Here is an 11,780-nt window from a genome sequence, read left to right as displayed (position 1 = left end):
CGGCGGAGGGGCGGGGCCCGGCGCGGCGCCGCCTGGCCGGTGCCGGCCCGGGCCCGAAGCGCTTCCGCCGGGCGACCCGAGCGCGTCAGGCGACGCGCTTGAGTACCACGGTCGTGCCCTCCACGCCCACCAGGTCGTACCGGGCCCCCGGATGCATCCGGGCCGCGTCGGCGACGAGGTCCTTGACGGGCCTGCCGTCGTCGACGCGCTGGGTTATGTAGGCCGGCGTGATCCCCTGGGTGTCCCCGAACCAGAAGACGCGGCAGCGGCCGGTCAGCCGGCTTATGGCGGCGACGTCCGACGCCTCGACGGTGGCGCCGTCCGGTATGCGGGCCAGCAGCCGCTCAGTGGCCTTGACGCTCGCGGGTATCTCGTAGGTGGCGGGCTCGGTCAGCGTGTAGAGGGGGAGGGACGCGCTGAGCGCCAGGGCCGCGCCCGCGACGGCGGCGGGCAGTTGCCGGGCGTACCGGCGCAGCCAGGCCCGCGGGCTGCGGTGGGCGGTGGTGAGCGCGTCGGTGAGCGCGATGAGGACGACGGGCATCAGGACGGCGTTGTAGTGCCAGTCCGTTCCCCAGTAGTGGTCGTCGTGGGAGACGAACCGCCAGGCAAGCGTCGGCAGGGCGACGATCGCGACCGGTGACCGGAGGGCCAGCAGGCCGGTGGTCGGCAGCAGTATCCACAGCAGGGTGCGGGCGGCGGTCAGTGGCGGGATGGTGGCGGTGGAACCGCCGTCGAGCTTGTTCCAGTAGCCGTAGGAGCCGGTGTTGTTGAAGGAGGGGATCGCGACGCCGAGGGCGAGGGCGCTGGCGGCGAGCCCGAAGACGACGAGGATGCCGCCGACCGTCGTGGCCGTGGTGTCGCGCGGGGTCCCGTCGGGGCCGTGGCGTCGGTCCCGGCGCTCCAGCAGGAGGACCGCCGCGCCGATCGCGGCGACGGTGACGCCCAGGTCCTCCTTCACCAGGACCAAGGGCAGCGCCCACCACATCGCCGTGCGCCACCGTCGGCCGACCGCGGCTTCGAGGGAGAAGGCCAGGAGCGGCATGGCGAAGGCGATCTCGTGGAAGTCGAAGTCGACCGCGCGCTGTATGCCCCAGGAGAAGCCGTAGGCGATGCCTATCGCCAGCCCGCGGGCGCGCCCCAGCTTTCCGGCGGCGAGCCGGACGACGGGGACGGCGGACACCGCAAACAGCGCGGCTTGGACGACGAGCAGGGTGACGGGGCTGGGGAAGAGCCGGTAGAAGGGGGCTATCAGGGCGGTGATGGGACTGAAGTGGTCGCCGAGGATGTTGGCGCCGGGACCCTTCAGATCGGCGACGGGCGCCTGGAACCGGGCGTAGGTCCGGATGGCCTGCTCGAAGATGCCGATGTCCCAGGACATGGTCAGCATCCGGCGGTGCCGGGTCACCGAGAGAGCGGTGTAGAGGACGAACAGCGCCCCGGCCACCCAGTAGGGGTCGAGCCGCGGAGCCCGCAGGGTGCTGGTCCACGCCCGGCCCCGGCCGGGGCGGCGACCGTGTCCGGGCCCGGAGCCGAGACGGCGGCTGCGGCCGAGTCCATGGGGGTCCTCTCCTCCTGCTGGCTTTCCGGTTCGGCTGACGACTGTCGAAAAGATACGCGCAACCGCCGGACGCCGTGGCGGGCGCGGTCGCCGCCGGGTACCGGGTCAGCCGGTCTTCTTCCACTCGGCACAGCCGGCGGTCTTGAAGTAGGCGTCCTGTGCGGTGATCGTCACGAGGCCGTTGCCGGTGACGTTCTCGTTGGCCGCGATCGAGTCCACGCCGTGCAGCGCGTCCTTGGCGCGCTCCCAGTAGCAGTTGCCGTCCGCCTTGTTGCCGGTGGACCGGTAGGTGCCGGGGGCTATGTCGGCCCCCACCCGGTACATGCCGTTGCCGGACACCGAGGTGGTCTTCGGGGCGCCGTCCGCCTTGGCGGGGACGAGCTCCCAGCCCTTGCAGCCCTGAGACTTGAAGATCTTGTCGTCCGCCTTGATCGTCACGTAGCTGGAGCCGGTGACGTTGTCGTTGGCGATGATCGAGTCGGGTTCGCCCTTGGAGTCCTTGGCGCGCTCCCAGTAGCAGTTGCCCGAGGACTTGTTGCCGACGCTCCGGTAGGTGCCGGGCTTGACGTCGGAGCCGACCTGGAACGTTCCGCTGCCGGGGATGTCGGCCTTCTTCGCCGCTTTCCCCTCTTTACCGGCGCCCTTGCCCCCCGCGCCGCCGTCGCCGGCGGTCACGACCTTGTCGGAGGCGCTGTCGTCACCGCCGCCCGAGAGCGCGGCACCCGCGCCCACGACGAGGACGAGGGCGCCGGCCGCGGTGAGCACCTTGTGCCGGGCGAACCAGTTCCGCTGCTTCTGCTGGGCGTGCTGATACATGGCGAACACCTTTCGGCGAGAGATCCGTGTTCCGATGAGGCAATCACAGCAGATGCTGTTAACCGAGTCAACGACGTTCACGTGATCGAGTGACTTCACGCCTGTGAAGGGGTCGGTTCGAGGGTCGGGGGTATGCTCGGCACCACATCGAACGAGCGGCAGCACCGAGGAGGAGGGGAGTCAGATGTCGGAGAGTGCGGTGGAGGTGACCGCGGCCGGGATCGCCCGGCTGGCCGGAGTGGGACGCGCGGCGGTCAGCAACTGGCGCCGCCGGCACGCGGACTTTCCCCAGCCCATAGGAGGTACGGAGACCAGCCCGACCTTCTATCTCACCGACGTCGAGCGGTGGCTGAGGCATCAGGGCAAGATCGAGGAGGTGCCGCTGCGCGAGCGGGTCTGGCAGCAGCTCGTCGGGCATCCGGCCGGTGCCGTCACCGCCCTCCGCTACGCGGGGGCCGTTCTGCTCCTGGTCAAGAACCGGCCCATGGACTGGCTGGAGCTGGCGGAGCTCCCCGACGCCGAGCTCGCGGAAGCCCTGCCCACCGCTCTGGAAACCGTGCTGGCCGCCCGGCTCGGCGAACACCACGCCGTCGCCGTCCCCGGCCCGGCCGAGCTCGCCGCCTCCCCCGGACTGCTGCGCGGCACCGCGGACCTCGCCACGGTGCGCGGCGCCGGCCCCGCCTACGAATTCCTCCTCGGCCGTCACCTCGACGCCAACCCCCGGCAGTACTCCCTCACCCCGCCGGGCGTCGCCGAGCTCATGGCCGCCCTGGGCCACGGGCCCAAGAGCGAGCGGCGGGAACGCGCGGTCCTCGACCCCGCGTGCGGCACCGGTGGACTGCTCAGCGCGGCCGGCTCGGCCGGCCCGGCCGAGCGGCTCACCGTCCTCGGCCAGGAATCCGACGCCGACCTGGCGGCACTCACCGCCCTGCGCCTGGCCCTGCACTCCGACGCCCAGGTGCGAGTGCGCCCGGGCGACAGCCTCCGCGCGGACGCCTTCACGGACCTGGCTGTCGACGTCGTGCTGTGCCACCCGCCGTTCAACGAACGCAACTGGGGCCACGACGAGCTGGCCTACGACCCGCGCTGGGAGTACGGGTTCCCCGCCCGCACCGAATCGGAGCTCGCCTGGGTCCAGCACGCCCTCGCCCGCCTCCGCGAGGGCGGCACCGCCGTCCTGCTGATGCCCCCGGCCGTCGCCTCCCGCCGGTCCGGCCGCCGCATCCGCGCCGACCTGCTCCGCCGCGGCGCGCTCCGGGCCGTGATCTCACTGCCCGCCGGCGCGGCCCCGCCGTACGGCATCCCGCTGCACCTGTGGGTGCTGCGCCGCCCCGGCGCACAGCAGTCGCCCACCCCACAGGTACTGCTCATCGACACCGCCGACCTCGCCCCGGCCGGCCGCGACAAGCTTCCCTGGCAGGCCGTCAGCACCGCGGTGCTGGAAGCCTGGGAGGACTTCGACCGGACCGGCACGGTCGAGGAGAAACCGGGCCAGCACCGCTCGCTGCCCGTCATCGACCTGCTGGACGACGACGTGGACCTGGCCCCGGCCCGCCACCTCCCGCCGCCCGCGTCGGCCGGCGGGGTCGCCGACCTCACGGACGTCCAGGACCGGCTCACCGTCGCCCTGGGCCGGGCCGCCGAACTCGCCCCCGGGGTACCGGAGGAGGGCTCGGGCGCCCGATGGCCGACCACCACCGTCGGGGAGCTCGCACGGGCCGGCGCCCTCGTCCTCCGGGCCGGCGGGCCCGGCACCGCCACCGGGCCCGGCGCGCCCCCCGTACTCACGGACTACGACGTCAAGGCGGGCGGCGCGCCCTCCGGCACACTGCCCGAAGGGCCGGCCGAGGAGCCGGTGCCGGTGCAGGCGGACGATGTCGTGGTGCCGGTGCTCGGTGACGTCACCGTGGCCCGTGTCGTCGACGAGGCCACCGCCGGGGCGGCGCTCGGCCGCGGACTGTTCCTGCTCCGGCCCGACCCGGCCGCGCTCGACCCCTGGTTCCTCGCCGGGTTCCTGCGCGGCACCGCCAACCAGCGCCAGGCGAGCAGTTACGCGTCCACGGCGACCCGGCTCGATGTGCGCAGACTCCAGGTGCCCCGGCTGCCGTTGGCGGAACAGCGCCGCTACGGTGCCCGGTTCCGTGCCCTGGCCGCTTTCGAGGAGGCGCTACGGCTGACCGAACGACTGGGGGAGCAGTTGGTCCAAGGGCTGTACGACGGGCTGACCGACGGGACGGTACGGCCGGACTGAGCCGGGCGGGACGGCCGGGCCCAACCGGGCCGGGCGGGCCGGCCGAACCGGGTGGGACGGCCGGAACGGGCCGGTTCGGCAAGGCCGGTGGGGCGGCGTGGTGCGGCCGGGCGGGCCGGCGCGCGCGGGGTCTCAATCGGCTGTGAGCGATCCCTCGGCCGCCGGATCGAGGCAACCCTCGCGATCGTTCGGGGGTCGATGGATAGGCTCTGTGACATCCCGTACCCCAGGAGCAGTGATGAATGGCCCCGGCCCGGCACAGCGACAGCCCCACCGCCCCGGTGGAGCGGTGGTCGTCACCATCCGCGTGGTCATCGTCGCCATCACGGTCTGCACGGTGTTTCTGCTGAGTTGGATACCGATGTTGCGGGTGGCCATCGTCCGACGTAGAGCCCTCGACTGGGCGCTGTTCTGGGTGGCGTTGGTGGCCTCTGTGGTCTGGTTGGTCATGTTGGAGGACCGGTTCTCGAAGACGGTCTGGAACACCGTGGGCATGATCTGCGCGATCGTGACCGGGGTGACCGCGACTGCCTACTACCTCTGGTCCGACATCCGTCACCACCGGACCACCGTGACCGGATGGGCTCCGTCGCATGCCGGACCCGGCCCGACCGCCTTCCCGGCGGTCGCCCACGGCCCCTACGCTCCGGTCCACCCCGGTGGGCAGCCCCTGAGCGGCCACCTGCCGCCGCCCTCCTACAACCGGTACGGTCCGACCCCGCCCGCGGTCGGGCAACCTCCGTATGGCCATCTGGCAGGTGGTCATCCGGGCGTCGGGCACCCTTCGATACCACCGCCTTCGGCCGTCTCTCCGAACGGTGCCATGGTGTCCGGGCACCCCATGGGTGCCGTGCCCGGGCAGAACGGGCCGACGGGGCAGGCCGGGCCGATCGGGCAGCCTGGATCTCCCGGGCTCGGTGGAATCGCCGGTATCGCAGGAACCGCCGGTCCCGTGAACCCCGCCAACCCGATGGCGCCCGGTGCCGCGCCGACCCTGCCCGGGGCCGGTGCGGAGCGTCCGTACCGGCCGCGCCACGCTCGTCCGGCCCCCGTGGAGGAGCCGACGTCTCATCCTGCTGGCGGGACAGGGTTTATGACGCCTCATCAGTCAAGCCCGCCACTCGCCGGGCAGGTGTCGGCCTACGGCTATCCGCAGCCGGACCCGCACGCGCAGGCCACCGTGCCGTCGCACCCGCGGCACCCCGGTGACCAAGGCCACCGAGCCACCCCGCATCAACCGCCCGCGGACCCCCAGGCAGCGCACCGGCACCAGCCGCCCGCGCACCCGCAAACGCCGGTCCAGCCGACCCGGCAGGCGCCGTCTCCGGCGGACGGGGCCCGCCGGCCGCAGCGGATCGACCAGGTCCGGGCCGAGCTGGACGAACTGAGCGACCTCCTCCGCAGGGGTCCGGGCCACCAGGGGGAGCGGGAGCAGTGAACGGGCGCGTCATCGCCGACCGGTACGAGTTGGCGACGGTCATCGGCCAGGGTGGCATGGGTCAGGTGTGGACCGGCTACGACCGGCGGCTGGACCGCCGCGTGGCCGTGAAGCTGCTGCGCCCCGACCGGATGGCCGGCACCGACGGCGGGGACGAGCTCCGCCGCCGCTTCGTCCGCGAGTGCCGGGTCACCGCGCAGGTCGACCACCACGGCCTGGTCACCGTGCACGACGCGGGCAGCGACGGCGAGGACCTCTACCTCGTCATGCAGTTCGTCGAGGGCGCCGACCTCGCCGACCACCTGGCCGAGCACGAGCCCTACCCCTGGCCGTGGGCCGTCTCGGTGGCCGCGCAGCTCTGTTCGGTGCTCGCGGCGGTGCACGCCGTCCCGATCATCCACCGCGACCTCAAGCCGCGGAACGTGATGATCCGCCCGGATGGTTCGGTGCTCGTCCTGGACCTCGGTGTCGCCTCCGTCATGGACGCCGACACCACGCGCCTCACCCGTACCGGTTCCCCCATCGGCAGCCCGGCCTACATGGCGCCCGAGCAGGCGATGGGCGGAGCCGTCGGCCCATACACCGATCTCTACGCACTCGGCGTGCTGCTGCACGAACTGCTCAGCGGCGAAGTGCCGTTCGCCGGTTCGACGGCGCTCGGCGTGCTGCACCGGCACCTCTACGAACCGCCCGTCCCCGTCCGCCGGCTCCGGCCCGAGACGCCCCCGGCGCTGGAGGAGCTGGTCCTGCGGCTGTTGGCCAAGGATCCGCAGGACCGCCCCGCCGACGCCCAGGAGGTCTACCGGGCCCTCGTCCCGCTCCTCCCCACCCCCGGCCGGACCGCGGACGGCTCCCACGCGGGAGCCGCGGGCCACCCGGGCGGAACGGCCGGCGGAACCACGGCCCCGATCACGGCCCCGATCACGGCCCCGATCATGGGCCCGATGAACCCCACGCGCCCCTTCCTGCTCCCGCACGCCCCCTGGCCCGACCGTTCCGCGACCGTCCCCGCCCCCGCCGGGGCGACGGCCCTGGCCGGGACCTCCGTCCCAGGTGGCGCCCATGTCTCCTCCGGAGCACCGGCGTTCCCGGCCGCCGCCGACGCCGGTGTCCCCGCGGGCCATACGCCCACCGGCGGAGCCGATGTCGCCGGAGCCGTCGAGGAGGTCAAGCGGCTGCTCGACCAGGGCGGCATCACCCAGGCCGTCGACATCCTCGGAGCGATCCTCCCGGCCGCCGCGGACGAGCACGGCGAGCACTCCGGCGTCGTCCGGAGCCTGCGCAAGCAGTACGCGGCGACGCTCATGGACGACGGCCAGTACCGCCGCGCCCTCCCCGAGCTGCACCGGCTGATGGACGACTACGCCGCGGAGACCGGTCCCCGGGCCGCCCGCCAGGTGCTGCGTTTCCGGTACGACGCCGCCCAGTGCCTGGAGCAGCTGGGCGAGGCGGCAGCAGCGCTCGACGAGTACCGCGCGCTGCTGCCGCACTTCCAGCACGACCCGGACGACCTGGCGACCGCGTTCGAGATACGCCGGCGCACGGGCCACCTCCTGCTCTCCCTCGGCGACCGCCACGCCGCGCACGAGACCCTGATGGCCCTGCTCTTCGACGCCGAGCGGGTGCACGGGCCGCACCACCCGCTCCCCGCGGAGATCCGCCACACCCTCCGCTGGCTGGGCGAGGTCCGGGCGTGAAGAGCGCGGCATGAAGCGGCATGAGAGCGCGGCATGAAGACGTGAGAAGGGCGGCGTAAAGAGGGGTGTGGAAAGGCGGTAGGGAGCGGGGACTGAGTGCCCGTCAGCCCCTCCCGCCCCACCAGGCCCGCACATCCCGGGCGCCGGCGAATCGTTGGTCGAATCAGTGGCCTCCGCCACACGGACTCCCTACCATCGATCAACGCCAGGTCGATCGCCGTACCGCCGCACGAGCACTGCCGGGAGGCTCCATGATCCGCCGAAGGACCGCGCTCTCCGCCGCCGCCGGGCTGTTGGCCGCGACACCCCTGCTCACCGCCTGCGGGTCCACCCCGCACCCCGGCGCCGCGGCCGTCGTGGGCGACGACCGGATCACCGTGGCGCAGCTCCAGAGCCAGGTGAAGGACGTACGCGACGCGCAGGAGTCGTCCCCGCAGGGCGAGCAGCTCACGGCGAACAGCGCACGGCTCAGCCAGGACACCCTCATCCGGCTCGTCCAGTACCGGATCATCGAGAAGGCCGGGCAGGACAACGGGGTGGACGTCACCCGCCGCGAGCTCCAGGACGAGCGGTCGCAGGTCGAGCGCGCCAACGGCGGCGCCGAGGCGGTGCGCGCCCGCTTCCTGGCCCTGGGCATCGCCCCCTCGCAGATCGACCAGGCCCTCGCCATGGACCTCGTCCGCACCAAGCTGGACGGCAAGCTGGGCGCCGCGCGCACCAACGACGTGCTGATGAAGACCTCCCAGGCGCTGCGCGTCGACATCAACCCGCGGTACGGGGCCTGGGACGCCAAGCGCGGCACCGCCCGCCCGCTTCAGGAGCCCTGGCTGCGGCCCGTCGCCCCGCCCGCCGCGGAGAGCCCGGTGTAGCGGGCGCGGCGCAGGCGGCGGGCCCCTCGGGGCCCGGCCCGGCCGCCGTCCCCTACGCTCGACAGGGTGAACGACTCTGCGTCCCCGGCGGCCGGCCGGATCGTCCTGCTCACCACCAGCCACCGCGTCGCGCCCGGACTGTTGTCCTGGCCGGCGTGGCAGACGCTGCACGCCGCCGACCGGGTGCTGTGCGCCGACCCGGCCCACCCGCTGCTGCCCTATCTCGGGGAGGCCGGGATCACCGCCGAGACCCCGGAGGGGTCCTTCGACGCCCGGGCGCTCGTCGACGACTGCCTGGCCGGCGGCCGGACCGTCGTCGTGATCACGTCGGCGGCGGGGGAGTCGGCCCTGACCGACGGCCTGGCCCGGCTCGCGGGCTCCGGCCGGCAGCGGATGCCGGCGCTGGAGCTGCTGCCCGGTTCGTACGACCTGCCCGGCGCCCGCCTCCTCGACCTGGTGCAGGTCATGGACCGGATCCGGGTCGCCTGCCCGTGGAGCGGCATCCGCACCCACGAGGACCTGGGCAAATACGGCCTGGAGGAGATGTACGAGCTCGTCGAGGCCATCGAGACGGGCGACCGCGAGGCGCTCCGCGAGGAGCTCGGCGACGTACTGCTCCAGGTGGTCTTCCACGCGCGCATCGCCCAGGACGACCCCGACGAGCCGTTCGCGATCGACGACGTGGCGGGGACCATCGTCGAGAAGCTCGTCCACCGGCACCCCCATGTCTTCGGGGACGCGGAGGCGGAGACTCCGGAGGACGTCAGGGCGCACTGGACGCGGACCAAGGCCGCCGAGAAGCGCCGCGCGTCCCTGACCGAGGGCGTCCCGCTGGGGCAGCCGGCCCTCGCGCTGGCCGCCAAGCTGGCCTCCCGCGTCCGGTCCGAGGGGCTGGACGTTCCGCTTCCGGCCGGGGAGGGCGTCGGGTACGCGCTGCTGGCCATGGCGGTGCGGGCCGAGGCGGAGGGCGTCGAGCCGGAGACCGCGCTGCGGGCGGCCGCCCGCACGTACCGGGACGCGATCCGGCAGGCCGAGGCCGAAGCCGGGGTCGAGACGGACGGCGGAGGGGCCGGCGGAGGGGACGGGGCCGCGTAGTCCCGTGCGGCCCTTCGCGCCCGGACGGCGGTTGCACCCCGTTCGGCTCAGTGACGGTCTTGACCGGGCGCCCTCCGGGTAACCGGACTGCATGCGTACCGATGAGATGGTTCTCGCCCTACCCGCCTGGGTCGGCGGCGCCGCCCCCTTCGCCGTCGGGCTCTGCGTCGGCGCCCTGCTGCTGCTCGCCTTCGTGTACGGACGGCGCTGGCGCGACAAGGAACCGCCGCCCCCGAGCCAGCCGCAGCGGCGGCAGGGCGCCTGGCAGACGCGCGAGGAGCACGACCGGGGGCCGTCCTCGCCGGACCACGGGCCGGGGCACGAGGACAACGACGACGCCGTCGGCTACGTGACCGAGCACCGGGAGGCGGATCCGCTGCGCACCGAGGGGCCGGGGAGCGGGTCCTGCCGCACGAGCTCCGGAACCCCGGCAGCCACGAGGAGGAGCTCACCGAGGAGCAGAGGAAGTGGAACCCGGGGAGCAGCGGCGCCTTCGGCAGCGGCGGGGGCGGCCACCACTAGAGCCGGGGGCGGCCACCACTGGAACGGCGGGGGCAGCCACCATCAAACGGCCACCACTAAGCCACCTCCACCGAACGGCCACCACCCAACCGCCTCCGCCAAACGGTCATCGCCAAACGGTCACCGCCAACGGCCGCGGTCGGACGGTCGCGGTCGGTCGGCCATCGTGAAGAGCGAGCGGGCGGGGCCGCGACCCCGCCCCGCGCCCCCTAGTAGCGTCGGACCGTGCACGACAAAACCGACGACCACACCGCTCCCGCCGCGCCCGACGCCCCTGAGGGGCCCACGCCTCCCCTCTTCACCTGGGAGTTCGCGAGCGACCCCTACCCGGCGTACGCCTGGCTACGCGAGCACGCCCCCGTGCACCGGACCGCCCTGCCGAGCGGGGTGGAGGCGTGGCTGGTGACCCGGTACGCCGACGCGCGGCAGGCGCTGGCCGACCAGCGGTTGTCGAAGAACCCCGTGCACCACTCCGAGACCGCGCACGGCAAGGGCAAGGTGGGCATTCCGGGCGAGCGGAGTGCCAACCTCATGACGCACCTGCTCAACATCGACCCCCCGGACCACACCCGCCTCCGGCGTCTGGTCTCCAAGGCGTTCACGCCCCGGCGCGTGGCGGAGTTCGCGCCCCGCGTGCAGGAGCTCACCGACCGGCTCATCGACGGGTTCGCGGGGCGTGGGGAGGCGGACCTCATCCACGAGTTCGCGTTCCCGCTCCCCATCTACGCCATCTGCGACATGCTCGGCGTCCCGCCGGAGGACCAGGACGACTTCCGGGACTGGGCCGGGATGATGATCCGGCACGGCGGCGGGCCGCGCGGCGGAGTGGCCCGTTCCGTGAAGCGGATGCGGACCTACCTCGCCGAGCTGATCCACCGCAAGCGCGAGGACCTCGGCGACGACCTGATCTCCGGGCTGATCAGGGCCAGTGACCACGGTGAGCACCTCACCGAGAACGAGGCCGCCGCCATGGCCTTCATCCTGCTCTTCGCCGGTTTCGAGACCACCGTCAACCTCATCGGCAACGGCACGTACGCGCTGCTGCGCAACCCCGGAGAGCGCGAGCGCCTGCAGCGCGCGCTGGCCGCCGGGGACGAGAGCCTGTTGGAGACCGGGGTGGAGGAGCTGCTGCGGTACGACGGTCCCGTGGAACTGGCCACCTGGCGGTTCGCCACCCAGGACCTGACGATCGGCGGCCGGCGGATCGCGGAGGGCGACCCCGTGCTCGTCGTCCTCGCGGCGGCCGACCGCGACCCGCAACGGTTCGCCGAGCCCGACACCCTCGACCTCGCCCGCAGTGACAATCAGCACCTCGGGTACGGCCACGGCATCCACTACTGCCTCGGGGCGCCGTTGGCGCGACTGGAGGGCCGCACGGCGCTCGCGACACTGCTGCGACGCCTTCCCGACCTGCGGCTTTCCGCTGATCCGGCCGATCTCAGGTGGCGCGGCGGGCTCATCATGCGGGGCCTGCGGACGCTGCCCGTGGCCTTCTCTCCGGAGCCCGGACAGACGGGCACATGACTATACGTCA

General features: G+C 73.5%; 10 protein-coding genes and 1 pseudogene. 8 read left to right on the top strand and 3 right to left on the bottom strand.

Going from position 1 to position 11,780, the window contains the following annotated elements:
- Positions 1-85: 85 nt before the first annotated feature.
- Both ACQEVS_RS13770 and ACQEVS_RS13765 read right to left on the bottom strand, forming a co-directional pair.
- On the bottom strand, positions 86-1,444 hold the full coding sequence (locus ACQEVS_RS13770) for a DUF2079 domain-containing protein (RefSeq protein WP_433019952.1): 1,359 nt from the start codon (positions 1,442-1,444) through the stop codon (positions 86-88).
- A gap of 219 nt (positions 1,445-1,663) precedes the next feature.
- The gene (locus tag ACQEVS_RS13765) at positions 1,664-2,374 is read right to left on the bottom strand and encodes a hypothetical protein (RefSeq protein ID WP_433019949.1); all 711 of its coding nucleotides are present in this window, start codon (positions 2,372-2,374) and stop codon (positions 1,664-1,666) included.
- A 184-nt stretch (positions 2,375-2,558) separates the two neighbouring features.
- On the opposite strand from ACQEVS_RS13765, the gene ACQEVS_RS13760 reads away from it, so the two are divergent.
- Entirely contained in the window at positions 2,559-4,625 is a 2,067-nt protein-coding gene (locus tag ACQEVS_RS13760; RefSeq protein WP_433019946.1) for an N-6 DNA methylase, read from the top strand.
- Positions 4,626-4,757: 132 nt separating this feature from the next.
- Here the strand turns inward: ACQEVS_RS13760 and ACQEVS_RS13755 are convergent, their stop codons facing one another.
- Positions 4,758-5,111, bottom strand: a complete 354-nt coding sequence (locus ACQEVS_RS13755) for a hypothetical protein (RefSeq protein WP_433019943.1) — start codon at positions 5,109-5,111, stop codon at positions 4,758-4,760.
- Positions 5,112-5,718: 607 nt separating this feature from the next.
- Between ACQEVS_RS13755 and ACQEVS_RS13750 the strand changes: the two genes are divergently transcribed.
- From ACQEVS_RS13750 to ACQEVS_RS13720, 7 genes and pseudogenes are all read left to right on the top strand, one after another.
- Complete coding sequence (locus tag ACQEVS_RS13750; RefSeq protein WP_433019940.1) at positions 5,719-6,063, top strand: hypothetical protein; 345 nt, start codon at positions 5,719-5,721, stop codon at positions 6,061-6,063.
- Entirely contained in the window at positions 6,060-7,760 is a 1,701-nt protein-coding gene (locus tag ACQEVS_RS13745) for a protein kinase domain-containing protein (protein ID WP_433019937.1), read from the top strand. The genes ACQEVS_RS13750 and ACQEVS_RS13745 overlap by 4 nt, the downstream gene beginning before the upstream one ends.
- A gap of 251 nt (positions 7,761-8,011) precedes the next feature.
- Positions 8,012-8,629 carry a SurA N-terminal domain-containing protein gene (locus ACQEVS_RS13740; RefSeq protein WP_185942678.1) on the top strand — a complete coding sequence of 206 codons (618 nt, stop codon included), beginning with the start codon at positions 8,012-8,014 and terminating at the stop codon, positions 8,627-8,629.
- A gap of 66 nt (positions 8,630-8,695) precedes the next feature.
- Positions 8,696-9,724: a nucleoside triphosphate pyrophosphohydrolase gene (locus ACQEVS_RS13735; protein WP_433019933.1), complete on the top strand. Its 1,029-nt coding sequence runs from the start codon at positions 8,696-8,698 to the stop codon at positions 9,722-9,724.
- A 91-nt stretch (positions 9,725-9,815) separates the two neighbouring features.
- A pseudogene (locus ACQEVS_RS13730) lies at positions 9,816-10,091 on the top strand (DUF6479 family protein); the annotation flags it as partial.
- A complete protein-coding gene (locus ACQEVS_RS13725; RefSeq protein ID WP_433027538.1) occupies positions 9,986-10,246 on the top strand; it encodes a DUF6479 family protein in 261 nt (86 codons plus the stop codon). The pseudogene ACQEVS_RS13730 and the gene ACQEVS_RS13725, both read left to right, overlap by 106 nt.
- A 225-nt stretch (positions 10,247-10,471) precedes the next feature.
- Entirely contained in the window at positions 10,472-11,770 is a 1,299-nt protein-coding gene (locus ACQEVS_RS13720) for a cytochrome P450 family protein (protein WP_433019930.1), read from the top strand.
- The last annotated feature ends 10 nt before the right edge of the window (positions 11,771-11,780 follow it).

This window comes from Streptomyces sp. CA-181903 (assembly GCF_050937075.1).
GTDB lineage: Bacteria > Actinomycetota > Actinomycetes > Streptomycetales > Streptomycetaceae > Streptomyces.
This window is presented reverse-complemented; position numbering and strand designations above follow the sequence as displayed.